This window comes from Aldersonia kunmingensis (assembly GCF_001646865.1).
In the GTDB taxonomy this organism is placed as follows: Bacteria; Actinomycetota; Actinomycetes; order Mycobacteriales; family Mycobacteriaceae; genus Aldersonia; species Aldersonia kunmingensis.
This window is the reverse complement of sequence record NZ_LRRB01000253.1, coordinates 17,818-43,200: the sequence shown is the minus strand read 5'-3', so window position 1 is coordinate 43,200 and position 25,383 is coordinate 17,818. Positions and strand designations below refer to the sequence as shown.

The 25,383-nt window shown below is 66.8% G+C and carries 22 protein-coding genes; 13 read left to right on the top strand and 9 right to left on the bottom strand.

What is annotated here, in order from left to right:
* The 3 genes from A8G08_RS20120 to A8G08_RS20110 all read right to left on the bottom strand — a co-directional run.
* On the bottom strand, positions 1-1,787 hold a 1,787-nt coding region (locus A8G08_RS20120), incomplete at its 3' end, for an ABC transporter family substrate-binding protein (RefSeq protein WP_084436595.1).
* A gap of 19 nt (positions 1,788-1,806) precedes the next feature.
* On the bottom strand, positions 1,807-3,714 hold the full coding sequence (typA, locus tag A8G08_RS20115) for a translational GTPase TypA (protein WP_068278151.1): 1,908 nt from the start codon (positions 3,712-3,714) through the stop codon (positions 1,807-1,809).
* A gap of 391 nt (positions 3,715-4,105) precedes the next feature.
* A complete protein-coding gene (locus A8G08_RS20110; RefSeq protein ID WP_084436593.1) occupies positions 4,106-4,591 on the bottom strand; it encodes a (deoxy)nucleoside triphosphate pyrophosphohydrolase in 486 nt (161 codons plus the stop codon).
* Positions 4,592-4,599: 8 nt separating this feature from the next.
* Between A8G08_RS20110 and A8G08_RS20105 the strand changes: the two genes are divergently transcribed.
* Entirely contained in the window at positions 4,600-4,890 is a 291-nt protein-coding gene (locus A8G08_RS20105) for a 4a-hydroxytetrahydrobiopterin dehydratase (RefSeq protein WP_068278150.1), read from the top strand.
* Here the strand turns inward: A8G08_RS20105 and A8G08_RS20100 are convergent.
* On the bottom strand, positions 4,832-6,067 hold the full coding sequence (locus tag A8G08_RS20100; RefSeq protein WP_068278149.1) for a mannosyltransferase: 1,236 nt from the start codon (positions 6,065-6,067) through the stop codon (positions 4,832-4,834). The two genes, A8G08_RS20105 and A8G08_RS20100, sit on opposite strands and share 59 nt — an antisense overlap.
* Positions 6,068-6,414: 347 nt before the next feature.
* On the opposite strand from A8G08_RS20100, the gene A8G08_RS20095 reads away from it, so the two are divergent.
* Positions 6,415-7,293, top strand: coding sequence for an Rv1157c family protein (locus A8G08_RS20095; RefSeq protein ID WP_084436589.1), 879 nt, complete (start codon positions 6,415-6,417; stop codon positions 7,291-7,293).
* 24 nt (positions 7,294-7,317) lie between these two features.
* A complete protein-coding gene (locus tag A8G08_RS20090) occupies positions 7,318-7,656 on the top strand; it encodes a hypothetical protein (RefSeq protein ID WP_068278147.1) in 339 nt (112 codons plus the stop codon).
* Here the strand turns inward: A8G08_RS20090 and A8G08_RS20085 are convergent, their stop codons facing one another.
* The gene (locus tag A8G08_RS20085) at positions 7,657-8,292 is read right to left on the bottom strand and encodes a TetR/AcrR family transcriptional regulator (protein ID WP_068278145.1); all 636 of its coding nucleotides are present in this window, start codon (positions 8,290-8,292) and stop codon (positions 7,657-7,659) included.
* 87 nt (positions 8,293-8,379) lie between these two features.
* Here A8G08_RS20085 and A8G08_RS20080 point away from each other — a divergent pair, with 87 nt between their 5' ends.
* The 3 genes from A8G08_RS20080 to A8G08_RS20070 are packed head-to-tail and all read left to right on the top strand — an operon-like array spanning position 8,380 to position 11,139.
* On the top strand, positions 8,380-9,426 hold the full coding sequence (locus A8G08_RS20080; RefSeq protein WP_068278143.1) for an ABC transporter permease: 1,047 nt from the start codon (positions 8,380-8,382) through the stop codon (positions 9,424-9,426).
* Positions 9,423-10,283 carry an ABC transporter ATP-binding protein gene (locus tag A8G08_RS20075; RefSeq protein WP_068278141.1) on the top strand — a complete coding sequence of 287 codons (861 nt, stop codon included), beginning with the start codon at positions 9,423-9,425 and terminating at the stop codon, positions 10,281-10,283. The genes A8G08_RS20080 and A8G08_RS20075 overlap by 4 nt, the downstream gene beginning before the upstream one ends.
* Positions 10,276-11,139 (top strand): ABC transporter ATP-binding protein, encoded by an 864-nt coding sequence (locus A8G08_RS20070; protein WP_068278139.1) that lies wholly within the window; start codon positions 10,276-10,278, stop codon positions 11,137-11,139. The genes A8G08_RS20075 and A8G08_RS20070 overlap by 8 nt, the downstream gene beginning before the upstream one ends.
* Before the next feature lie 152 nt (positions 11,140-11,291).
* Here the strand turns inward: A8G08_RS20070 and A8G08_RS20065 are convergent, their stop codons facing one another.
* A complete protein-coding gene (locus A8G08_RS20065) occupies positions 11,292-12,014 on the bottom strand; it encodes a DUF1906 domain-containing protein (RefSeq protein ID WP_068278137.1) in 723 nt (240 codons plus the stop codon).
* A 237-nt stretch (positions 12,015-12,251) separates the two neighbouring features.
* Between A8G08_RS20065 and A8G08_RS20060 the strand changes: the two genes are divergently transcribed.
* Positions 12,252-12,458, top strand: a complete 207-nt coding sequence (locus A8G08_RS20060) for a maltose regulon activator MalT (protein ID WP_068278135.1) — start codon at positions 12,252-12,254, stop codon at positions 12,456-12,458.
* 212 nt (positions 12,459-12,670) lie between these two features.
* Positions 12,671-13,126: a hypothetical protein gene (locus A8G08_RS20055; RefSeq protein ID WP_157108682.1), complete on the top strand. Its 456-nt coding sequence runs from the start codon at positions 12,671-12,673 to the stop codon at positions 13,124-13,126.
* A gap of 88 nt (positions 13,127-13,214) precedes the next feature.
* On the opposite strand, the gene A8G08_RS20050 is transcribed toward A8G08_RS20055, so the two are convergent.
* Positions 13,215-13,898 carry a hemerythrin domain-containing protein gene (locus tag A8G08_RS20050; RefSeq protein WP_068278131.1) on the bottom strand — a complete coding sequence of 228 codons (684 nt, stop codon included), beginning with the start codon at positions 13,896-13,898 and terminating at the stop codon, positions 13,215-13,217.
* A 110-nt stretch (positions 13,899-14,008) separates the two neighbouring features.
* On the opposite strand from A8G08_RS20050, the gene A8G08_RS20045 reads away from it, so the two are divergent.
* Positions 14,009-17,377, top strand: a complete 3,369-nt coding sequence (locus A8G08_RS20045; RefSeq protein ID WP_068278129.1) for an ATP-binding protein — start codon at positions 14,009-14,011, stop codon at positions 17,375-17,377.
* A 103-nt stretch (positions 17,378-17,480) separates the two neighbouring features.
* Positions 17,481-19,637 (top strand): MMPL family transporter, encoded by a 2,157-nt coding sequence (locus A8G08_RS20040; RefSeq protein ID WP_068278127.1) that lies wholly within the window; start codon positions 17,481-17,483, stop codon positions 19,635-19,637.
* 31 nt (positions 19,638-19,668) lie between these two features.
* Here A8G08_RS20040 and A8G08_RS20035 read toward each other — a convergent pair whose 3' ends face one another.
* Together A8G08_RS20035 and A8G08_RS20030 are read right to left on the bottom strand one after the other, a co-directional pair.
* Positions 19,669-20,136, bottom strand: a complete 468-nt coding sequence (locus tag A8G08_RS20035) for a hypothetical protein (protein WP_068278125.1) — start codon at positions 20,134-20,136, stop codon at positions 19,669-19,671.
* Positions 20,137-20,339: 203 nt separating this feature from the next.
* Complete coding sequence (locus A8G08_RS20030) at positions 20,340-20,969, bottom strand: TetR/AcrR family transcriptional regulator (protein WP_068278124.1); 630 nt, start codon at positions 20,967-20,969, stop codon at positions 20,340-20,342.
* 233 nt (positions 20,970-21,202) lie between these two features.
* On the opposite strand from A8G08_RS20030, the gene A8G08_RS20025 reads away from it, so the two are divergent.
* From A8G08_RS20025 to A8G08_RS20015, 3 genes are all read left to right on the top strand, one after another.
* Positions 21,203-22,459, top strand: a complete 1,257-nt coding sequence (locus A8G08_RS20025; RefSeq protein WP_068278122.1) for an ABC transporter substrate-binding protein — start codon at positions 21,203-21,205, stop codon at positions 22,457-22,459.
* 87 nt (positions 22,460-22,546) lie between these two features.
* Positions 22,547-24,559 (top strand): ABC transporter permease, encoded by a 2,013-nt coding sequence (locus A8G08_RS20020; RefSeq protein WP_068278120.1) that lies wholly within the window; start codon positions 22,547-22,549, stop codon positions 24,557-24,559.
* Positions 24,549-25,382: an ABC transporter ATP-binding protein gene (locus tag A8G08_RS20015; RefSeq protein ID WP_068278116.1), complete on the top strand. Its 834-nt coding sequence runs from the start codon at positions 24,549-24,551 to the stop codon at positions 25,380-25,382. The genes A8G08_RS20020 and A8G08_RS20015 overlap by 11 nt, the downstream gene beginning before the upstream one ends.
* Position 25,383: the final 1 nt, after the last annotated feature.

The window sequence follows — 25,383 nt, the reverse complement described above, 5'->3', positions numbered from 1 at the left end:
GGTCCAGCGGCAACGACACTCGCGTCCTGCAGCACCGGCATTACGGCGGCCAGCCGCCACAGTGCCGGCTCGGCGGCCGCGATAGCCGCTGGGACATCGCCGATTCCGCGCAGGGCGTTGTCGATACCGACCTGCAGCGCGGGATCGCAGATTCCGGACAGGTTGCTCGGCGCCTTTGCCGACTGCCCTGCCGCGGCAGGCGCGGTCGGGTTGGGCGTCGCGCCATTGGGGGCGGGTGTCGGCGTGTCGTCTGCGGGCGCGCGATCGTCCGACGCGCTCCCGGCAGCGACGGGCGCCGGGCAGCCGAAGCGGGACGCCAGCGCGGTCGCGGGATCGCCTCCGGCACGCACCCAGCCGACCACGGCATCGATCTTGCCCTCGAGAAGTTCGCTGCCGTAGAGGTCGTCCGGGGCGATCTCGCGGACCGTCACATCCACGCCCGCGCCGCGCCATTGATCGGCAGCGGTATTGGCTACGGCCAGGGCGGTCGCGTCGTCCTGCGGGGCACCGATCCGCACGCTGAGGCGTTCGCCGGCTCGCGCCAGTGGTGCCGAAACACTGGGCGGCGTCGTGGGGGCCGTCGTCGTCGGTGCAGGCGCGTCGGCACGGAACCCGGACTCGGCGAGCAGGTCGAAAGCGGCCTGCCCGGTCGGGCGCGGCGGCATCGTCGGCGCATAGCCCGGATCCGATGGCGCTAGCACTTGCGCGCGGGCAGGTTGCACGGCAGCGGCGGTGTCGGCGCCGACGGAGGTGAGCAGATCGGGATCGAGTAAACCGAAAAGCGCGGTACGCACGCGCGGGTCGGCGAGCGCACCGGTCCGTGCATTGAGCGCCACCTGCAGCACGCGTGGCTGCGCCATGACGGCGGTGCGCACCCCGGGGATCGCGGAAAGCTGTGCGCGCGTGGCGGATCCGCCATGGACCTCGGCGACTTGCACATCGTTCGAGCGCATCGAGTCGGCGAGCTGCGCGGACGAGCCACCGCGGCGCATCAGGACCTGATCCGGCTTCGCCGGCTCGTCCCAGAATCGGTCGTTGCGTTCGAGCAGGATCTCATCGCGGCCGCGGTCAACCGACTTGATGTGGAACCTGCTGCCGGACACCGCGATGTTGTCGCTCAGACCACGCTCGAATCCGCCCAACGCGTCCTTCAGCAGATGTGAAGGCACCAGGTCGGTGAACAGTTCCCGCCAGGCGGGGTACGGCGCGGCCATGGTGACGGTGACGGTTTTGCCGCCGCCGGAGGAATTGACGTCGGCGATCAGGTCGTAGCCTGCGGGATCCACTACGCCCGGATCGTTGATCATCTGCTGCCACAGGTACCGGAAGTCCTCGGCCGCAATCGGCGCACCGTCGGACCACTGTGCCTCCGGGCGGAGCTGGTAGGTGATCGTGAACGGCTCCTGCGAGGTGACCTCGGCAGACACCACCACCGAATTGTCCGGCACCCATGCGGACGCGTTGTTCTCCGGGACGACAGGGCGGAAGGGGCTCGGCAGCACCAGGGCCGCAACCGCTGCCGAGGCGGGCGACTGATTGGCGAGCAGGTGCGGATTGAAGCCCTCCCCCACCTCGTCGATCGCGACAACGATGGTGTTGCGCGTCGGCACCGCCGGTTCGGTCTTCGGTGTCTCGGTGCTCTCGATCGGCGGCGGCGGGTTCGCGGTGCACGACGTCACGGCGAGCGCTGCGCACGTCGCCGCGAAAATTGCGCCGACAGCGCGCCGCTTCGCTCCACCTGCCACCGAGAGATGCCCCTTTCCGCCCGCGACGGTACAGCTCCGCATTGTCGCGTGCTTTGCCTCGCTAGAGGGCAGCGCGGTCGCGTGCCTTTGCCCGGGACAGGGCCCGTGCGCGCTCGGTGGCGTCAAGGTTCACCTTGCGCACCCGCACGTCCTCGGGGGTGACCTCGACGCACTCGTCGACGGCACAGAACTCCATCGCGGCCTCGAGGGTCAGAGTGATCGGCTTGGCTAGGGTCTCGGTGGCGTCGGCCGTCGCGGACCGCATGTTGGTGAGCTTCTTCTCCTTGGTGACGTTGATGTCGAGGTCCTCGGCGCGCGGGTTGATGCCCACGACCATGCCCTCGTACGTGTCGGCACCCGGCTCGACGAAGAACGTGCCGCGGTCGGAGAGCTGGATCATCGCGAACGGGGTCACGCTGCCCGTCCGGTCGGAGACAAGCGAACCGGTGTGGCGGGCGCGGATCTCGCCGGCCCACGGGCCGTAGCCGTGCGAAACGGCGTTGGCGATGCCGGTGCCGCGGGTCTCGGTGAGGAAGTCGGTGCGGAAACCGATCAGGCCACGCGACGGGACGATGAACTCCATACGAACCCAGCCGGTGCCGTGATTCGTCATCTGGACCATCTTGCCCTTGCGGTTGGCCAGCAGCTGCGTGATCGCACCGAGGTGCTCGTCCGGGGTGTCGATGGTCAGTTCCTCGAACGGCTCGTGCACCTTGCCGTCGACCTGACGCGTAACCACCTGCGGCTTGCCGACGGTGAGCTCGAAGCCCTCGCGGCGCATCTGCTCGACGAGGATGGCCAGCGCCAACTCGCCGCGGCCCTGCACCTCCCACGCGTCCGGGCGACCGATGTCGAGGACGCGCAGCGAGACATTGCCGACCAACTCGGAGTCCAGTCGGCTCTTGACCATGCGCGCAGTGAGTTTGTGACCCTTGACCCGGCCGACGAGCGGCGAGGTGTTGGTGCCGATGGTGACAGAGATTGCGGGCTCGTCGACCGTGATGGTCGGCAGCGCCACCGGGTTCTCGGTGTCGGCGAGGGTGTCGCCGATCATGATCTCCGGGATGCCCGCGACGGCAACGATGTCGCCCGCGACCGCGCTCTCGCCGGGCTCACGGGTGACGCCGACCGTCTTGAGCAGCTCGGTGATCTTGACAGTCTTGACGCCGTCGGCGTGCATCCACGCGACCTGCTGGCCCTTGCGGAGCTCGCCGTTGTGGATGCGGACCAGCGCGAGACGACCGAGGAAGTCGGAGGCGTCGAGGTTGGTCACGTGGGCCTGCAGCGGCGCGGCCACGTCGCCCTTGGGCGCGGGCACATGCTCGAGCAGCACGTCGAACAGTTCGTCGAGGTTGTCCGCACCGGGCGCCTCACCGTTCGCGGGAGCCTCGGTGGACGCCTTGCCCTCACGGCCGGAGGCGTAAAGGACGGGCAGACCGAGCATCTTCTCTGCGGCCTCGGCTGCCGCGTCGTCCAGATCCGATGCCAGGTCGAGCAGGAGGTCGTGGCTTTCGTCGACGACCTCGGAAATACGCGCGTCGGGGCGGTCGGTCTTGTTGACCACGAGGATCACGGGCAGCGACGCGGAAAGCGCCTTGCGCAGCACGAACCGGGTCTGCGGGAGCGGACCCTCGGAGGCGTCCACGAGCAGCACGACGCCGTCGACCATGGACAGACCGCGCTCGACCTCGCCACCGAAGTCGGCGTGGCCGGGGGTGTCGATCACGTTGATGACCGTGACCGAGCCGTCCTTGTTGTGCCGGTGCACGGCGGTGTTCTTGGCGAGAATGGTGATGCCCTTCTCGCGCTCGAGATCGCCGGAGTCCATGACCCGGTCCACGAGCTCGGCCCGCTCGGCGAAGGCGCCGGACTGCCGCAGCATGGCGTCGACAAGCGTGGTCTTGCCGTGGTCAACGTGCGCGACAATCGCGACGTTGCGGAAGGTCCGCGCGGTTTCTGGGCTCGACACCTTGTGCTCCTGGGTTGTCCTGCCGCACGACAACGACCGATACGGCGGCCGGCATGCGACGATTGCGGCGACCGCAGCTGCGAAACGCCCGATTTCCTGGCCGCGAAGGGTGGGAGGCGGCCACGAATACCCTACCGCTCAGTTAGGCCCGTCCGGACCGCCGCGCGCGAGAAAGACCAGGTCAATTGCTTCGGGGTGATGCGAGTCACCGCTTAATGCGGGATACGGGGCAGCCAAAACGGCCAGGCACTGATTAGCTTTCCCCCACACCATCACCGGCGAAGGGTGCACTTACGCATGGGGAAGGCCGACGCGGCAAAGGTCGCCGCGCTGAAGCCGAAGAAGAAGTGCTGCCGTAGCGACAAGCGTTGTCTGCGATGTCCGGTCGTAATCAAGCGGATGCAGAAGGCCCAGGATGCTGGGCTGCAGGGGAAGCAGCTTCGAAAGGCGCTGAGTCACGCCCGTAAGAAGTAGCGGCGAGCGCGGAGACCAGGTCATCGAGCCAGTGCCGGTCGTTGGGCACCAGGTCAATGACCGCCAACTCGGCCGCATCGACCCACCGCAGTTCGGCGTGATCGAGCGCCGCCGGCTCCCCCGAAACGATGGTGGCCAGATAGGCCCGCAGCACCAGCGGCTCGCGCAGCGGAACGTCGATTCCGATCCGCGCACCAGCGACCGCCTCGATGCCGAGTTCCTCGGCCAGTTCGCGGCGCAGCGCGTCCGCGGCTGATTCACCGGGTTCGGCCTTGCCGCCGGGCAGTTCCCACAGCCCGGCCAGTTCGGCGGGACGGGTGCGCTGTGCGAGCAGTAGCCGCCCGGCGCGGATGATCGCCGCTGCGACAACTTCAACCTCGGCTGCGTCGGGCACGACTACCATCATGCGGTATGGCGACCCTTCTCACCGACGCCGAACTGAACACCGAACTCGCGGAACTGCCGGACTGGTTACGAGAGGGCGATTCGATCTCGCGCACCATCGAGCTGCCCAGTTTCCCGGAGGCGATCGAGTTCGTTCGCCGGGTGGCCGACGCGGCCGAGCAAGCCAACCATCACCCCGACATCGATATCCGTTGGCGCAAGGTGACCCTGGTGCTGTCCACGCATTCGGCGGGCGGGCTTACCGCGAACGATGTGTCGCTGGCTCGACAGATCGATCTGCTGACTTTCGATCGGTAGTTCCCGCGCGGTTGTCCCGCACGCGGTATCCGATCAGCAGCCCGAAGAACGCGAGTACACCGATCGCGTCGACCGCGCCGAGCCAGGCGAGCACCCCTGGGCGCGAGATGGGCCAGATCGAGTCCTGGAAGTAGCTGAGCACCCAGACGACGCCGACGAGCGATGTCGCGATCCAGTACCCGGCGACCAGGCGGGCGCCGAGGCGCTGCCCGTATGGCCCGTACAGCAGCCAGATCGCCATCGGGATGATCCAGACCCAGTGATGCGACCAGGAGATCGGCGAGAGCATCAGGCCGAACAGTTGCACCACGATGAGCGTGCCGAGCCGGTCGTCGCCATCCAGGGAGCGCCAGGCGAACAACGCGAGGACCGCCAGGACGGCCAGCGCGGCTATGAGCGGTGCGCCCGTCTCCACGTCGTAGCCGACCAACCGGCTCATCGCGCCGCGCAGCGACTGGTTCCACACCGAGCCGACCGGCCCGATTCGGGATGCGTCGCCGAGCAGCGTGCCGAAGTACTCGTGCGACTGTTTGCCCACGACGAGGTAGCTCAGGCCAACGGTGGCGCCGAAGACGACTGCCGAGAACACGACGGTGGCCCACCGCCTGCGCGCGACGAAGTAGAGGCCGGTGACCGCGGGCGTCAGCTTGATCCCGGCGACGACGCCGACGAGCAGACCGGACAACCACCAGCGACTGCTCGCCACCGCGACCATCACACCGAGCACAAGGAAGACGTTGACCTGGCCGTAGTCCAGGGTGGTGCGGACTGGTTCGGTCCACATTCCGCCCGCTGTCCACATCATCGCGACGTTCCGGTACTGCGGCTGCGCCGCCCGTTCGCCGAGAATCAGATTCAGGCTGATCCGCACAACGCCATAGAGAGCCGCGACCGTGGCCAGCGACCACGCGACGCCGACCACCTTCATCGGCAGGAAATGCAGCGGGAAGAACACCAGCGCCGCGAACGGCGGATAGGTGAACGGCAGCGGGAAGTCGGGGGTGACCTCGGAATAGGTGAAGTCGTAGAGGTGGCCGTCCGACAACGCCGCCGAGCCGTCCACATAGACGTGCAGGTCAACGAGATTGAAGCCGGTCGGCACCAGGAACATCCACAGCAGCCGGGCAATCACCGCGAGCGCGAGCACGGCCGGGGCAAATCGGAGGATTCGGCTCACGACGGAAGGCTCACAGGAGGGGACTCACGAAACGGGTTCCTCGGGTAACGGACGGGCGTGGATCGGACGGCAACGAGGTTATCCGTTTGACCCCTGGCGATCGTCGGGGGCCGCTCCCGTTACACGATTTGTAGTAACAATTGCATCACCAGTCACATCAGTAACACGCGTTTCGGGTTACGGTCGTTCGACGGGATCTCCTGCGGGCGGTCAGGAGTAAGATAGATAAGGCTTTCTCGCGCGGGAAGATCGCGACTGTACAACTGCTCGTGCGCTATCTAAAGTGTCGTCCCGAGTCGGTAACCGGACTGTTATCGTCCGTTTGCCCGAAAACTGGAGGGGACAGAGTGCATCGCACCCGAGATCTGCGGCGCGTGGCTGTGGCAGTCGCGCTGACCGCGTGCGCCACGCTTGGCACCGCTACTGCCGCCATAGCTGCTCCCGAGGACGCAGCTGAGAAGGACGCGCCGAAGCTGAGCTGGGTGCCTGGCACCCCGCTCGATGTCGAGTCGCTCTTCCATCCGGTCGTGGGCAAGGACGTCAATGTCGACGCGCTGGCCGCCCTCGCACCGGCGATCATCGGCGCCGTCGCCGGCCCCGCCGACGCCAAGCCCATCACGGACCCGGCCGAGCTGGCCAAGCCTCGCGAGGTCGCTGCCAACCCGCAGAATGCGCTGCTCGCCCAGGCGAAGACCCTGATCGAGAACTCCGCCCTGCCGCCGCAGATCAAGTCGACGCTCGCGCGCGTCATCACCTTCCTCGACGGCAGCGGCGGAGGCGGACCGGATATCCCGAAGAACGGCCCGGTCATTTCGCAGTTCCTGTACCCGACCCTGGGCCGCGGCTGCATCGGTGACGGTGGAGACTCGGTTGGTGCTGCCCTGGCCGTGCCCGGCCCGGCGCAGCTGCCCCCGCCCGGACCGAAGGCACACCAGGTCGGTTTCGTGTTCACCGCGCTCGGCACCGATAGTCCGACCGCCAAGCAGGACACGCCGCTGACCGTGACCTGGTTGAACCTGGACACCCGCAAGACCGCGACCCAGAACCTTACGGACGACGCCAAGATCAACCACCCCGACGGCCCGGCCACGCTGAGCGCCATCGCCGACACGGGTGCCGGTCGCGTTGTCGCGCTGGTTTCCGGTTCGCTGACCACTCAGGCCGAGGGCAAGGCCCCGATCACGTGCTCCTTCCTCCCGACGGTTGGCATGTTTACCGTCGCCTGATCGCTCGACATGTGATAAACCCGGCTGGTGACAACCAGCCGGGTTTTTCATTCTGGTCACAACCACCGTTCGATCCTGTCCATCGGTTCGGAGGGTTCGATTCTCTCCATCGGGTCGGCCTATTCAATTCTCTCGATCGGAAGCGTCGGATCGGTGCTGTCGGTCGGTTCCGCGTTCTCGTTCGCGTCGGTGATTTCGAGCGCGTCGTTCGCCAGCCTCGGCTCGGCCCTATCGGGTCTGTCGCGCTGGTCGATGATGGCCTGGCGCGGCGACCACAGTGCTCCCGAAACACACCCGGATCTGCGCGTGGTGCCCGACGAGCCCGAGTTGCGCGACGACTCGATGCATCACACCCAGACCTAGCTACGCCTGCTCCCCGCCGATCGGCATCGTGAGATAGCGCTGCAGCGTGGGCCCGACGAGCCGCGCAACGTCGGCAGCCGGCAGTGACGCCAGCGGTTCCACCGCGATCACATAGCGGGCGGTAATCAAACCCATCATCTGGCTGGCCAGCAGTTCGGCGCGCAGCCGAGCCTCGTCGCCACCGAGAAGTTCGGCGACGGGCAGCAGGCCGTCTCGCAGGATGATTTCGCGGAACGTGGCGGCGATCGCGGGTTCACTGACCGCAGCGCGAAAGAACGCAAGCATGCGATCGCGAATGACGGGATCCTCGAGTCTGCCGAGCAGCTCCGCGACAAGCCGCTCCCCCATAGTTTCCAGCGTCCCGGCGGCGAGCACGTGCCGCAGCGCGTCGGCCGGGCGCACCGGCAGTTCGACTGCGGCAACGAACAAGTCCTGCTTGGCGGGAAACCAGTGCGTCACCGCCTTCGGATCTACACCCGCCTCGGCCGCGACACCGCGCACAGTGGTCTTGTCGTAGCCGCGCTCGGCGAATTGGCGCCGAGCCGCGTCGAGGATGGCGTCGCGGGTGGTACCGACACCCGGCCGGCGGCCGCGCGCCCGTTTGGCGGACGTGTCACCTGCTGGGGGCTTGACCATCGCACTCAACGTCCTTAGATTTGGGCTACACGAAGTATTTCCCCGCTTGTCGAATTTATGCTCTGGCCAGTCTACGAAAGGGCTGCTATGAGGGCAATGATCCTCAAGGAGTTCCGGGAACTCCGCCGGGACAAGCGCACAGTGGCAATGCTTGTCGCGCTGCCGATCGTCCTGCTGGTGATTTTCGGCTACGCCGCGAACTTCACCATCTCGAGCATCTCCACTCACGTCGTCGGACCGCACGCCGAGGCCGTCGGCTCCGCACTGCCCGGCCTGTTCGATGTCACCGAGGTAGACACATCGGCGGACTCCCAGTCGGCCCAGGACCGGGTGCGCGACAACAAGGCCGACGTCGTGATCGACACCTCGACCACGCCGCCCACTGCCTACGTCGATGGGTCGAACCTCTTTGTCGCGCAGACCGCTGCGAGCGCCTTCGGGCGTGCCGGCAACAAGGTGCAGGTGGACATCATGTTCAACCCCGACCTGACCACGTCGTGGGTGATGGTCCCCGCACTCGTCGGGCTGATTCTCACGTTCATCGGCACGATCATCACCAGCCTCGGCCTTGTCCGGGAGAGACAGGCGGGCACACTGGAACAGTTGGCGGTCATGCCATTCCGGCCCTCGGATGTCATCGTCGGCAAGATCGCGCCGTACTTCATCCTTGCCGCAATCGACATGCTGCTCGTGACCGTGCTCGGCATGTGGCTGTTCGACGTGCCGTTCAACGGCAGTCCGTTCGCGTTCGTCCTCGGTGGCGCAATCTTCCTGTTCGTTGTGCTCGGCATCGGCGTGTTCATCTCGACTGTGTCGCAAACCCAGGGGCAGGCGATTCAGACCGCGATACTGTTCCTGATGCCGCAGATCCTGTTGTCCGGCTTTATTTTTCCGCTACAGGCCATGCCGATCGCGATCCGCTGGATCGGCTACTGCCTGCCGCTGACGTACTTCGTTCAGATCAGCCAGGGCATCATGCTGCGGGGCGCATCGATCGCTTCGCTCTGGCTGCCGTTCGTCGTCCTCGCCGGCATGGCGATCGTCGTCTTCACCGGTGCGGTGCTGCGCTTCCGGCGTGACCTCGCACCGCGGCAGCACAAGGAACGGCCGGCGCCCGAACGGGCCGTCCCGTGACTCGGCACGGTGGAAGCCGGAAGGCTTGGGGTGCCGAGAGTCTCACCGTCCGGTACGGGAAGACCCTCGCACTCGACGACGTCTCGCTCGCGATTCCGGACGGCGAGGTCGTCGCCGTCGTCGGTGGCGACGGGGCAGGCAAGACCACCCTGTTGCGGTCCATCGCAGGCGCGATACTTCCCGAACTCGGCCGGGTGTCGACGCCGCCGCTGCGCGATATCGGTTTCATGCCAACCACTTCCGGCGTCTGGCGCGAGTTGACTGTCGACGAGAACTTCGCCTTCTTCGCGTCGGCCTATGGCATCCGCGGGCGTGAACTCACACAGCGCCAAGACACTTTGCTCGAAGGAGCCGGGCTGACCAAGGCCCGCGATCGACTCGCCGGGCAACTCTCCGGCGGAATGCGGCAGAAACTTGCGTTCAGCCTGGCCATGCTGCACGAACCACGGCTGCTCGTGCTCGACGAACCGAGTACCGGCGTGGACCCGGTGAGCCGAGTTGACCTGTGGCGCATGATCTCCCAGGCCGCGGCGAGGGGCGCAGCGGTGGCCATGGCGACCACCTACCTCGACGAGGCCGAACGGGCGTCGTCGGTGCTCGTGCTCGACGCAGGTAAGGCTCTGCTCTACGGACCGCCCGAAAAGGTAATCGCCGAGGCTCCCGGTGCGGTGTACCGCGTCACCACGCCAACGGTGCGAACCCGGGCCTGGCGGCGCGGACGCGAATACCGGGAATGGTCGGCCGATGGCGCACCCGCGGGTGGAGAGCGGCTCGACCGCGACCTCGAGGACGCGGTCATCTCGGCGGCGCTCGCTCGCGAGTCCACCACACAACCGAACGGGGTGGCGCATGACTGAGCCATTGGTGACCGTCGATCGCGTGACGCGAACATTCGGTGACTTCACGGCCGTCGACGACGTCTCCCTCGAGGTGCATTCGGGCGAGATCGTCGGCCTGCTCGGTGCCAACGGTGCCGGCAAGACGACCGTGATTCGCATGCTGCTCGGACTCCTGCATCCCACCTGGGGAATTCTGCGGCTGTTCGGCGAACCCCCTTCGCGCGCAACGCGGCAGCGGCTCGGCTACGTTCCGCAGGGTCTCGGGCTATACGACGATCTGACCGTCACCGAGAACCTTGCGTTCAGCGCGGAAGCGTTCGGCACCGACGAGCCCGAGCTACCGGAGTCCTTGCGCACCCAGCGCGACATGCTCGTCGGTGCGGTCGGCTTGGGCCGTCAGCGCCAGCTCGCGTTCCTGGCCGCGCTTTCGCACGCTCCCGAGCTGCTTGTGCTCGACGAACCGACTTCGGGTGTCGACCCGCTCGCGCGTGCACGGCTCTGGGACACGATTCACGAACAGGCCGACGCGGGAGTCGGGGTGCTGGTCACCACGCACTACATGCAAGAGGCCCAGCAGTGCGATCGGCTGGTGCTGATGTCGCACGGGCGCAAGGTCGCCGGTGGACATGAGCGCGACATCATCGGCGATACCACCGCGGTGGAGGTGCGCACCGATCGGTGGCAGGACGCATTCGCGGCACTCGATGCGACCGGGATGCCTGTCACGCTCGCCGGTACGCGAGTGCGCGTAGCGAACGTCCCCGCCGAACGGGTTCGGACAGCGTTGGCCGAAGCCCATGTGGCAGGCGAGGTCGACGACGTCGCGGCGACATTGGAAGAAGCGATGACGGCGCTCGACCGCCAGGCGACCTGACTCGGCCGGCAGCTTAGATAGGAAGCTTGAAGCCCGACTGCACGAATTGCGAGCTGAGTTCGTAGGCCGTGGCACCGACCCAGTAGGCGAGGTTCAGTAGGAGCTGTGGCATGGCGTCCTCCTTTGGTCGCGGTTGAGTTACTCGGGCCGGATCAGGCCAGCGACCACTGTCCGTAGTCCGGCTTCAGGATTGCGTTGAGGTCGACACCGACCCCGTCGACTGTGTCATCGTCGATCGCGAACTGGTGCAGATGCGCTGCCGTTGTCACGTGCCCGTCCGGTGTGCCCCAGTCATGCTGCCAGTACCAGCGGCCAAGCCCAGCCGTGTGCGCGAGGTCGATGGTCGGCGAATTGGCGTAGACCCCGGTCCGATCCGGGCCGACCACGGACTGCCAGCCGAGCAGATAAGGCGCGATCATGGTCGCGAAGTCGATGGCTGTCGGATTGTCATCGATCGAGGCGTAGATCGGCGCGTGGTCCGGGCCGCCCGCGGCATTGTGCAGTTCGAGGCCGCGCGCAGCATGCTTCTTGCCGGCTTCGAGACCGCCACGCCAGTCGGCGGTCGGGCCCTTGCCGAACTGGTAGCAGGACACGATCTCGAGTCCGGCTTCGGTGAGTGCGTCGACCTCACTGGCCTTCAACGGCTTGCCTGCCATCCACTCGGCGCCCGGGCGCCGATCGGAGACGTAGCGGATCACCCCGGTGTGGCCGGCGGCGGCGATCGCGTCGGCGGACGGGACACCACCGGCGTAGTCGATCAGGGTGCCGAGATTGTCGGCCCGAGCCTGCGGAATCCCCGGGGCGAGTCCGGCCATTCCGACGGCTACCGAGCCGGCGGCCGTCAACCGGAACAGATTGCGGCGCGAAACTTGCATTGGCGCCCCTCCTCATTTCGACCGAGAATCCGGGGAAGTTACCGGCGCGCCTTCCCCATCCTGCACAGACGCGCCGGTAACGTTTTGGGGTTTCGCTATTCCACCACAAACCACATTGGTTACGCCAGACTCATCAGCAACTTACGCCACTGTTGTTTCATTGGTTCCAGCGCCCTCCTGCCGCGAGTACGGTGAGATTCGTCCGCTGAGAATCGATCACGGATTGGGCGTTTCGCCATGAGCAAAGAGAAGTGGTGGGTCATCGCTCCGAATAGCGGATTCGCATTCGAGCAGCGGCCGAACGGCGATCTCGTGGTGTTCGAGAGCGCTGGATCCGAGGAGCACGTGCTGCACGGCTACGAATGGATGCACCGCAAGGACCAGGGCGACATCAAGGTGCACGGAGAAGGCCCGCCGCCGTTCGGCGAGTGGCAGTCCTGCTGACCCGTAGCCACGAAAACACAGGTGCGCACCATGATTGGGGTGTGTGCAGCTTCCGCGCCGTGCCTTCGGCTGATCGGAAACCCACGCCGAGAGCCATCGACGGCCCGAACCCGGGGTAACGCCCGAGCGCGTCGGCACGACACGCATCGAAAGAAAGCGTGATGTACGCCACAGTTACCTTGCGCAAAGAAACAACTCGCGAGGAGCTTGGGATGCCGCGTTTGAGACAACATTTTCGCGCCGGGAGCGGTCCGCTCGGTGTCGTGGCCGGCGCCGTCATCCTGCTCGGGCTCGGGGCGGCGGCACCCGCTGCCAGCGCACCACTAGGACCACCCGGCCCGCTCGTGAACCTCAACGACTACTGCGCCGACCACGGCGCCGTCGCGCATGTTTCGAACGGGCAGACCGTCTATTGCAGGCGGGTTATCGCGACCGATGCCTGGGTGTGGACGTATAGCCCCGACGGATTGCGCAGCGATCCCAACACGCGCGGCTACACCTGCACCGATGTGTGCCGATGGCCCGACGGCAAGATCGTGCCCGGTTACCTGCAATGCGGGATCCTCTGCGGCGATCCGCCCACGTCCGGGGATATTCAGAGCGGCCTCGCCGATTGCGTCGCCTCGGGCGTGGCATATCGCGAGTGTCGCGATCGCATACCGCGGTGAAGTACCGCCCGGCCTGACAACGCAGTGTTCGAACGCAGGAAGTGCGCGCCCGCTTGTGGCGGGCGCGCACTTCCATATCGGCAGCTGATCAGGAGTTCCAGTCCGGATCGGTCCCGTAGATCTCGCGGTACTCCTTGGCGTAGGTCCGCTTGCCGATCAGCCGCCACATCACCCGGGCGATCAGCGGCATCTCGGCAAGGAACTTCTTGCGGTCCTGCGACGACACGCCCTGCAGGATGAAGCCGAGGAAGACGAGCTGGCGATCCTTCGGGATGCCCTCGCGGCCGCGCTCCCCCATGGCCGCCCACTCCTCGACGCTCATGACCGTCTCGACGACCGGCAGGATGTGCTGCTCTTCCTCACCCATGTGCTCATCGAGCCGGGCCGAAAGTTCGGTGAGGGTCTTCGCGAGATCCTCGCGGACACCCCAGTCGGCGGTTTCGGCAAACCGGGCTGCCTGGGCCTGGGCGCGCTCGTTGAGTTCGGCAATGCGCTCGTGCTGCTCTTCCATGCGGAGGATGAGCGCGCTGTCGGTGGGCGCGCGGTCGAGCAGCAGCGGCCACATCATCTCGTCCTCGGTGGTGTGGTGATGATGCAAGCCGGTGGACAGCTCCTCTACGAAGGAGACCACGCGCTGTGCGCGCTCGACATCGCCATCGGCGACGCCGCGCACCAGTCCGGGCAGCGCGCTGAAGTGGCGGCGGAACGTGTTGTGCACGATCACCATTTCGCCGGTGTCCGGGCGGGCGGCGGTGTCGATGGTGGCAGTCATGGCGTTGCTCCTTGCTGGGCTGGTCGATGGACTGCAACGAGAATCGCCCGGCCTACTTGTCGACGACTTGTAGCGCACTAGCAACCGACTCGTCCTAGGCTGAATCGGTCATGATTCGCATCCGGGTGCTCGGCTCGCTTGCCGCAACCGTCGACAAGGCCGGGGACGCTCCGATGCCGCTCGACGGCGATGGTCCGGGACCTGATCCGGTCGACCTCGGTGGCCGCAGGCAACGCAGTGTGCTGGCGCTGCTCCTCGTCGCGCGTGGTGACGTCGTCTCGGTCGATCGGCTGATCGACGACCTCTGGCACGGCGAACCACCGCCGCGCGCCCTTGGCGCGCTGCAGGCCTACATCTCCAATCTGCGCCGCCTGCTCGAGCCAGATCGCGCCCCACGCGCGCCCGCGTCGGTGCTGATCAGCAGCCCGCCGGGATACGCGGTACGGCTCGACACCAACTCCGTCGACGCGTGGCGATTCGAGGCGGCAGTGCGCGCCGCGCCCGGCATCGCCGACCCGCGGCAACGTCGCGCGGCCATCGAAGAGACCCTCTCGGTGTGGAACGGGCCGGCCTACGCCGAGTTCGCGGCCGAACCGTGGGCCCAGCCCGAGGCGACGCGGCTCGAAGACCTGCGGCTGGCGGCGCGGGAAATGCTCGCGACGGCCGCACTCGACGCCGGCGACCCCAGTGCCGCAGCCGCCGAGGCACAAGCGCTCACCCGCGAACATCCGTTGCGCGAGGAGGGCTGGCGACTGCTCGCCCTGGCCAGATACGCGGTGGGGCGGCAGGCCGATGCACTTGCCGCACTTCGACAGGCGCGCGAGGTGCTTGCCGACGAACTGGGCATCGATCCCGGGCCGGCGCTCGTGCAGTTGGAGAGCGACTTACTCGCGCAACGGATCCCGGTCTCCCGCCCGCACGCCGAGGCAACGGCACGAACCGCCACTGCACAACCGGAGGAGCCTGCCGGACCCGCCCGTGCAGCATTGCCCGACGAACCCGCCGCAGCAACAGAAGGCTTCGTCGGTCGCGAAGCGGAACTCGAGCAGTTGCATCGCGCGGCCGGCACCGACCCGGCCCGGTCCCGCGTGGTGTTGCTCAGCGGCGAGGCAGGCAGCGGAAAGTCGTTGCTGCTCAATCGGTTCCGGCGCGAACTCGAGGCGGAAGACTGGCTCGTCACCGTCGGTCGCTGCCCCGAGACCGAGGGCGCACCGCCCGCGTGGGCGTGGGTCGAGGCACTGCGTTCGCTCACCGCGGCGGTCGATCCCGGCGAGAACGGCGACGCGTTGGCACCGCTGCTCGACGACAGCCTGGTCACGGCCGCCGATACCGATGCCTCCTTCGGACGATTCATGCTGCATCGAGCCGTCGCCCGATACCTCGCCGAGGTCACCACACAGCGCCCCTTGGCGATCGTGCTCGATGACGTCCATCGCGGCGATGCGGAAACCCTTGCGCTGCTGAGCAGCATCGTGGACAACACCGCTGTTCTCGCAGTGGTCGCCTACCGGCCGGACGAGGTGAGCCCACGACTCGAGGGCGCGTTGGCCGCCATCGCGAAGGCCACCCAGGCTCGCATCAAACTCGCTGGACTGGCCTCCGAACCCGCCGCCGCACTGCTCGCCGCGGTCTCGGGTACCACCCCGGATCCCCAGACGGTGTCGGCATTGCTCGAACGCACCGGGGGGAATCCGTTCTACCTGCGTGAAAGCGCGCGCCTGCTGGGCAGCGAGGGCGAGCTCGTCGCCACCTCCGAAGTTCCCGAGGGCGTGCGCGACGTGCTTCGCCGCCGGTTCTCCCGGCTGCCGGAAATCTCGGTGGCCGCGCTCCGCATGGCCGCGGTGGTCGGCCGGCAAGCCGATATCGAGGTGCTGTTGCGCTCGAGCGAGGCCGATGAGGACTCCGTGCTCGATGCGATCGAGGCGGGTGTCGTCGCCGGACTGCTCGACGAACCGGACCCGGGGACCGTCCGCTTCACCCACGCACTCGTGCGGGACACGCTCTACCAGGACATTTCCCGCCTGCGACGCGCTCGGTGGCACTTGCGAGTCGCCGAGGCGATCGAGGAACTGCAGCCGAATGATGTTGCGGCGCTGGCCCACCACTTCGGTGAGTCACTGTCCGCGAGCACCGCGCGCCGCGCCGCGGATGCCGCGCTCGCCGCGGCGGATCAGGCCGAGCGGCGGTTCGCGCACGACGCCGCAGCCGGGTTCGTCCGCCGCGCCATCGCCGCGCTCGACCGCCTGCCCGGCGAACATGCCGAAGAACTTGTGACCGTGCTGGCTCGGTTGAGCGGCACCGAGATTCTGGCCGGCGACGCGATGGCAGCCCGCGTTTCCCGGGATCGCGCGATCGACATCGCCAGCGCCGCCGAGCGCGATGACCTGCTGATCGTTGCCCTCACCTGTTGGGACACCCCGACCCCGTGGGTCAACCGGTCGTACGGCGATGTCGACGAGCGGGTCGTCGAACGCATCGAGCACGCACTTGCGGTCCCAGACCTCGCCGAGGCGACCCGCGTCCGGCTCCAAATTGCTCTGGTCGCGGAGGTGTCCGGTGACCGCAACGAGCGCGCTTACGAAGCGGCCACCGAGGCGGTCGATGCGGCGCGTCGCGGCACCGATCAAAAGCTCTTGGGGCTCGCACTATCCGCCCGAATCTCGGTGTTCGAGGTGCCGGGCGCAGAGGCGGAGCGCGAACGCTACATAACCGAACTGACCACGCTCGGTGAGCGGGCAGCCTTGCCCGCGTTTGCGTTGATGGGCCATTTCGCGGCGATGCAGGTCGCCGCGACAGTGCTGGATTTCGCGAGTGTGGAGCGCGAACTCGCGCAGACCGAACGACTCGCCGACCGATTCCAGTGGCGGCAGGCGCAGGCGATCAACCGCATGTCTCGCGGTTTCCTCCATCACCTGCGCGGCGACCTGGACCTCGCGCGTGAGTGCTTCCTCGACGCACACATACAGATGAAGCGGGACGGTGCGATGCTGGCCGACGGCATTCTGCTGCTCGCGATGTTTTCGCTGATGAACACCGAGGGCAAACTCGCCGATCTGGCTCCGATGCTCGAGTCCTACGAGGAGGCGGCCGACGCCGTGGTGGATGCGCTCGCACTGGCGCGGCACGCGGCGGGCGACGGCGAAAGGGCCCGGCGACTGTACGACGGGCCCACACCGATCCGCCCCGACTACCTGCGTTCCATGATGCTCACGGTCCGAGGCATGACCGTCGCTGCGCTCGACCTCACCGAGCATGCCCGTGAGGTCTATCGCGAGCTATTGGCCTACCGCGGGCAGATCGGCGGCGGCGTATCCGCGGCGTTCGCGATGGGACCGGTCGATATCGTGCTCGGCGATCTCGCACGACTGCTCGACGATCCCGACACCGCAAAAGAGCACTACACGGTGGCATTGGACGTCGCGACCCGGTGCGGCTGCGCGCAGTGGATCGCCGCGGCACGCGAGCGACTCACCACCTGATTTACCCAGCTCGAGCCGGTTCCTGACGAACTACAAGTCGACCACAAGTACCCGGCGCGACCCTTTCGAGGACACCACTCCACTTCTGTCCTCGGAGGACACCATGAGAGCGCTTCTGTATCGGGTCGGCGAAACCAGCGCCGCCCATCCCTGGCGAGTGATCGGCACCTGGGTTGCCATCCTCGTCGCCGCGTTCGGTATCGCAGGCGTCATCGGCGGTACGCCGCACGACAACTACAACGTGCCCGGTCTCTCCTCCCAGTCGGGGATCGACCTGCTGCGCGCCCACTTCCCCGAGTTCTCCGGCACTGATGCGCGCGTGGTCGTGCACTCCGAGAACGGACCGGTATCCACCGCGCAGCTCACCGAGCTACAGCAGCGCCTCGCCGATGTCGAGGGCGTGAGCCGCGTTGCGCAGCCACGCATCTCGGATGACGGCGATACCGCGCTCATCGGGCTCAACTACGACATCCCGGTGACCGATTTCCAGGGCACCGAGGGCATCGATGCCCTGCGCGCCGCGACCGCACCCCTAGAGCAGTCCGGGTTGCAGGTCGAACTCGGCGGCGAAGTTCCTGAGAATGTCGGGACCCCGAGTGGCACGGCCGAGGCCATCGGCATCGTCGCGGCACTGATCATCCTGTTTTTCGTGTTCGGCACTATCGTCGCGGCGGGGCTGCCTCTGCTGGTCGCCCTGGTCGGCGTCGGTGTCGGCATGGCACTGATCACGATCATGGCCGGCTTCACCGATATCAGCGTGAACGCGCCGACCACGGCAATAATGGTCGGCGTCGGAGTCGGCATCGACTACGCCTTGCTGCTCGTCACCCGCTTCGCCGACGCCCTGCGTCCTTCGGGAGGTGTGGGCGGTCCCGCGGTCGTGCACCGGGCGGCGGGTGTCGCCACCAGCACCGCCGGCGTCTCGGTGATCTTCGCCGGCACCACCGTGCTGATCTCGCTGTTCGGTCTGCGGATGGCGGGCCTGGCGGTGTATTCCTCGTTCGGCTACGCGGCCTTCGCGATGGTGACCGCCGTCATGCTGGCGTCGATCACGCTGGTTCCCGCAGTGTGCGGATTGGCCGGGTTCCGGATATTCGGCCGCAACATGCGCCGGCTCGCGCCGCGTCAGTCGCGACGCAACCAGCCGCCGCTCACCGAGCGGTGGGCCCGCCGGGTCAGCGCTCGCCCGCTGCCGTATGCCGTTGCCGCGCTGGGATTGTTGCTGCTGCTCGCCGCCCCGGTGCTGCAGATGCGGACCTGGCCGCAGGACGCCGGCAGCCAGCCGACCTCGAACACGACGCGGCTCGCCTACGACCTGACCGCCGCCGAGTTCGGTCCCGGCGCCAACGGGCCGTTCCTCGTGGCAGTCGATCTCGAGCACAATCCGGCCACCTCGCTGCCGGCGCTGGCCAACCGGCTCGCGAACGACCCCGGCGTCGCCGCGGTCTCGCCGGCAATGGTCGCCCCCGACGGTGCGGCGGCAGTGCTCGAGGTAGTGCCGACCACCGGTCCCGCCGTTGAGGCGACCACCGGCACCATGGACCGGCTTCGCGCGCAACTGCCGACCGACAGCTACCTGACCGGCATGACCCCGGTTCTGGACGAGATCTCCGACCGGCTCGCACATCGGCTGTGGCTGGCGATCGCGGTCGTCGTCGGCATGGCGGTGTTGCTGCTCACCGTTGCTTTCCGGGCACCGATCGTCGCGATCAAGGCGGCCCTGATGAACCTGCTCGCCGTTGCCGCGACCTACGGCGTGATGGTTGCGGTCTTCCAATGGGGTTGGGGCGCAGGCCTGCTCGGCCTTCCGCACGCGGTCCCGGTCTCGAGTTGGGTGCCGCTGCTGATCTTCACCCTGCTGTTCGGGCTGTCGATGGACTACGAGGTGTTCCTGCTCTCGCGGGTCCGCGAGTACTGGCTGAAATCTGGTGACGCCCGGGAGAGCGTGACCCGCGGACTGTCGTCCACCGCCCGCGTCATCACTGGAGCAGGCGCGATCATGGTCGCCGTGTTCGCCGGCTACGCGCTCGACTCCGAACTGACGATCAAGATGATCGGCGTCGGCCTCGCGGTCGCGGTGCTGCTCGACGTGACCGTGGTGCGCATGATCCTGGTCCCCGCCAGCATGGCTCTGTTGGGCCGGTACAACTGGTGGCTGCCGGGCTGGCTGGATCGCATCCTGCCGAACCTCGATATCGATAGCACCGACGAGGTGCCGGTGGAGCAGCCGAAGGAGGAACCGGTTCCGGCAAAGGTCTAGCCGGAAAGCACAATTCGGCGGTCGCGGGCAATCAGCTCGCGGCCGCCGTGCCGTGTCCCAGGTACTCGAGCACGCGATGCTGCAGCAACTGCACCTCGCCGGTACGCATTCCGAGGGCGCGTGCGCATTCGATCGTGGACAGCCCCTCGATCACCCTGAGCCACAACACCATTCCTGCGCGACGACCGAGTGCGCGGGACACCATCGCCATCGGTGTGGTGGGCGCCGGTGCGGCGAGACGGTTGTCGGTCGCGGCCTGCAACTCGAATGCCGCGGTTAGCCAGCCGTACAGCGAACGCGCGGAATCCCAGTCGCAGACGACCGTGGACACCACTCGGGGAAGCAGATCATCGGCAAGACGATCAGCCGCCGCCCATCCGCCGGCGGCACTGCCGACAAGTGCCCGACAGAACCTCGCCACTGGCGGCTGGCACTGTTCGATGACCCGCCCGATCGCGGCCCGATCACCGCGGACTGCGGACTCCAATTGCTCGGTCATAGCTCTCTCGGCTCACTCGTTTGGAGCCGGAGCACGCGGAACCCCCATCATTGCTCGGCAGTTACCTGCCAACCGGGGCTTCGACCCAAAATCCTGATTCACCGCTGGTGTCCGGCGAATCCTTGGTAATAGTAGCGGAACTTCGGGAGTAGGTGTGACCCATATCACTAATAACCATGGATTTGCTGAGAGCGGGTTGTGAACTACCCGTCATTCCGTTCGAAGCCGAGTGCGCGCTCCCAAACCTGGTTGATCGTGGCGACGAGCAACTCCTCGTCGTACTCGAACCCAGCCGGCCCCTCCGATGCAGCGATCGCGAGCCGCTGCGTCATGAAGGTCAGGGCGTGCGCGGTGTAGGTGGCATCGATATCCGTGTAGACGAGCCCGTCGCGCTGCCACCGCTTGATCGCCTTGATCAACCGATCCTGGTAGTTCTCGATGATCGTCGAGAGCAATGCGCGGATGTCCTCGTCACCGATCTGCGGTAGCAGCAGCATCAGCCGGGCATTGCGTCGGTACCCGTGCACATACGCCCGATTGGCAGCGCGAAGACCCTCCACCGGTTCGCGCGGCCTGTCCACATCTGCGTACTCGGCGACATCGCTCAGCTCGCGCGCGACGTCGGTGATGACATCGCGGAAAATCTCTTCTTTGGATCGGTAGTAGTTGTAGAGCGTCCCCGTGGAGACGCCTGCGGCATCGGTGATATCGGCCAAACGCGCAGGATAGAAGCCATCTCGCTCGAAGACGCGGCGGGCCGCCTGCAGCAGCGCCGCACGGGTTCGCTCCCGGCGTGGGTCGTGCCGACTTCGGCGCGCGACGACCTCGCTCACTCAGCCTCCCCGCTGTCGGAAATCCGTCATGAATGTGGCATGGATCACTCCGGAGGCTAGCCATGAAAATTGAGAAAAACCAATATTGACGTCAACCTCAGTCTCGGTTAGCTTGACGTGACTCACATCACATTCGTGAGCTGAGTCACCGGTCGCGTCCCCCGCGAGCGGAGTCCACGAAGACTGACCGCCGGCCGCCTGGACGCGCGACCGCACGGTCGGAAAGGTGCAGGATGCGCACAAGATCGGGACGGATTCTCGCGGCCGCGGCCGCATCCGTATGTCTTGTCGTCGGCCTCGCTGCGTGTAGCAGCGACGACGATTCCAGTTCGTCGGACACCGCGGCGGAGTCGGGCACGCAAGCCAGCGGCGCACCGGTGAAGATCGGCCTCTTCGATCCGACGGCCGGCCCGGTGACCAACCCCGGTGTCGGGGTCGGCGCCGACGCCGCGGTCGACTACATCAACAACTCCCTCGGCGGGCTGAACGGTCAGCCCATCGACCTCGTGAAGTGTGCGGTCGATGGCACCTCGCCGGAGTCCACCATCGGCTGCGCGAACCAGTTCGTCCAGGGCGGCGTGGTCGCCACCGTGGACGGCTACAACACCACGTCGAGCGCAGCACTGCCGATTCTCGAATCGGCGGGAATCCCGATGATCGGGCAGATCCCGTTCGATTCGGTCACCGGCTCACGCCCCGATAACCGGGTGTACTTCGCGGCGCCGCAGGCATCCTTCCTGATCGGCGCTCTCCAGTCCTTCCAGTCGCAGGGCAAGAAGTCGGTCACGCTGGTGGTCGCCGACCTTCCGGCGACGCACCAGACCATCGACATGATCCTCGGACCGGTCGGTCAGCAGATGGGCGTCGACGTGAAGGGCCTGTACTACCCGCCGGCCAACCCGAACTTCACCGCGGTTGCCACCGCGATCCAGAACACCAATCCGGACGTCGGCGGCCTGATGGCCGCGCCGGACGAGGCGACCTGCACGAAGCTCTCGCAGTCGCTCGACTCGGTCGGCTACCAGGGCACCCAGTTCATGGCGGCCTGCACCGACTTCATCGAGGTGCTCGGAGCGAAGGCCGAAGGCGCCCAGATGTATTCGCCGATCTGGATGTACCAGGCCAAGGATGCCGCACCGCAACTCGCGCAGGAACAGCTCGAACTCGCCGAGGGCTACATCACCGATGCGGGCGACACCGCGGACTTCTACACCTACAGCACGTTCGCAACGTTCGCGAACATCGCGAACGGGCTGAACACCGCCAAGTCCGAGCTCACCGGCCCGGCCATCCTGGCAACGCTCAAGGGGCTCACCGACTTCCAGAGCTTCCTGGGCCCGGTGGTGAGCTGTAACAAGCCGACCTCGCCGAACTGCACCACCCAGATGCTGATGTACGAGGTGGGCAGTGACCAGACGATCAAGCCGCTCGGCGACGGCTACATCACGCCGAACCCGCAGATCATGGCGATGATCCCGGGCGCGACGTAATCCAAACCCAAAGGGCGTGGGCCGCCGCGACTTGCGGCGGTCCACGCCTGGTTCGGATCTGGGCGACGCATAAATGAGAGAGGCGTGATGGGAGAGTTCCTACAGTTCGTTTCGCTTGGCCTCGCGGCCGGCGCCGTCTACGCCGTCTTCGCGTCGTCCCTGGTCGGGATCTACGCGGCGACCGGCATCATCAACTTCGCGCAGGGGTCCATCGCGCTGTGGGCCGCGTACGTTGTTGCGGCCTTGCGCAAGGACGGAACCCTCGTCCTGCCCATCGGCAGCATCTCTCTCGGCAGCAAGGCCGACCCAACCTCAATGGGCCTCGCGGTGTTCCTCGGCGTGCTGAGTTCGACGATCATTGCGTTGCTCGCGCACTACCTGATCTTCCGGCCGTTGCGGCAGGCGCCGGTCCTCGGCCAGGTGGTGGCCTCGGTTGGCCTGATGCTTTTCCTACAGTCGCTGGTCATGATCCGGTTCGACAAGAACCTGCTCGCCAAGCCGATCCTGCCCACCGACTCGATCGAGTTCCTCGACGCAAGTCTCAACATCAGCGACCTGATCATGGCTGGCATTGCCATCGCGCTCACCGCAATCATGTGGGCATACTTCAAGTTCACCCGCTTCGGCGTCGCCACCCGCGCCGGCGCGGAGGACGAGCGGGCGGCCCGACTCACCGGATACTCCCCCGACCGGCTCGCTGCGATCGTCTGGGCACTCACCGGCGCCTCTTCTGCCTTGGTGGTGGTGCTCGGCGCACCCACGATCGGCCTCGACTCCACCAGTTACGCCTTCTACGTGGTGCCCGCTCTCGCGGTCGCACTGGTCGGCAGGCTCACCTCGTTCGGTATCGCCTGCACCGCAGGCCTTGTGCTCGGATCGTTCCAGGCCGTGCTGATCTGGCTGGCAACCAAATCGTGGTGGCCGGAGTGGGCGCAGGCCGGACTCGGTGAAGCAATTCCGTTCGTCGTGGTGATCGTGGCCCTGTTCGTCCTCGGCGGCCGCATCCCGTCGCGCGGCGTTCTGGACGCTGTCCGCATGCCGGCCGTCTACATTCCGCGGATGCGACCGATCCCCATGGTGATCGCGTTTCTCCTCGCGGTTGCCGCGATACTCCTGACGTCGGGCAGCTGGCGGTTCGGCGTCGTGACTTCGATCATCCTGATGCTGATCGCGCTGTCCCTTGTGCTGCTCACCGGTTACCTCGGCCAGATCTCGTTGGCCAGCATGGCGTTTGCCGGTGTCGCCGGGTTCGCGCTGTCGAAGCTCACCACCAATTGGAACGTGCCGTTCCCGTTCAGCATGCTGATCTCGGCGATCATCGCGACCGCTTTCGGCGTCGTCGTCGGCATTCCGGCGCTGCGCATCCGTGGCGCCCAGCTCGCCGTGGTGACATTGGCTGCGGCGCTGGCTATTCAGGGCTTCGTGCTCAACAACCCGTCGCTGACACCGTTCGAGGGCAACCTGATCGAGGATCCGAGCGTCTTCGGCATCGACCTCGGCGTACGCGAGGGCAGCAACCTGACCACGGTCTCGTTCTCGATGATGGTGCTCGTGGTGGTCGCCGTCCTCACTATCGCAGTAATGCGCATGATGGCCGGCGCGACCGGCCGGGCGTTCCTCGCGGTGCGGTCCAACGAGCGTGCGGCAGCCGCGGCCGGCATCAACGTCGCGACAACGAAGCTGCTTGGCTTCGCGGTCTCGGCGTTCCTGGCCGGCATCGGCGGTTGCCTCATCGGCTACAGCCGCGGTCAGATCTCGGCTGCATCGTTCACCGTCATCACCGGTCTTGTGCTCTTGGCCATGACCTACGTCGGCGGCATCACCAGCGTCACCGGCGCGGTGATCGCCGGACTGGCCGGGCCGCTCGGTGTGGGATACGTATTCCTCACCGACACTCTGGATCTCGGCGAGTACTACCAGCTGATCGCGGCGGCCGGTCTGCTCCTCGCAGCCGTGCTCAACCCGCTCGGTATCGCCGGCGGCACGCGCGACGCGTACGAGAAGTTCAAGGCAGCGCGGCGTGGTCGCAGACCGGACAGTGCTGCGCCCGAATCGAACCCGCCGACCGCTCGGACCCCGGAGGTAAGCAATGCCGGCTGATCTCGCACCCCCGGCCGATCCGACGACACCACCTACCGCATCGTCGCAGCCCCTGCTCGAAGCGCGCGATCTGTCCGTCCGCTACGGCGGCGTGATCGCCAATGACCGGATTACCTTGTCCGTCTCGCCCGGCGAGGTGGTGGGGCTGATCGGGCCGAACGGCGCCGGAAAGACGACCTTCGTCGACGCGGTCACCGGGTTCACCAAGGCCACCGGGGAGGTATCGCTCGGCGGCAACCGAATCGATCACGCCGCACCGCATCGCCGCCGCAATGCGGGCATGGCCCGCACCTGGCAGGCCGGTGAGCTGTTCACCGATCTCACCGTGGCGCAGAACCTTGCGGTCGCGGTGCAGCGCACCGGCGTCTGGACCATGTTCCGCGACATCTTCGTCGGCACCCCGGCACCCGCGGAACAGATCGCCGAGGCACTCGACCTCGTCGGACTCACCGCGGTGGCCGACCGGCATCCCGATGAGCTCACGCTCGGCCAGCAGAAGCTCGTCGGCGTCGCTCGCGCACTGGTCGGCGGTACTCGGCTGGTCCTGCTCGACGAGCCTGCGGCCGGTCTGGACACCCACGAGAGCCGGCAGTTCGGCACCGAGCTACGCCGAGTCGCGGAGACGGGGGTCGGGGTGCTGTTGATCGACCACGACATGACCCTCGTGCTCGATGCGTGCGACCGGATCTACGTGCTCGATTTCGGCAAGGTCATTGCCTCCGGCACGCCGAGCGAGGTGCGCACCGACCCTGTGGTTATTGCTGCGTATCTCGGTGCGGCCGAGGAGCTTTCGGCCCCACCCACCGACGACGAGGAGCGCTGAG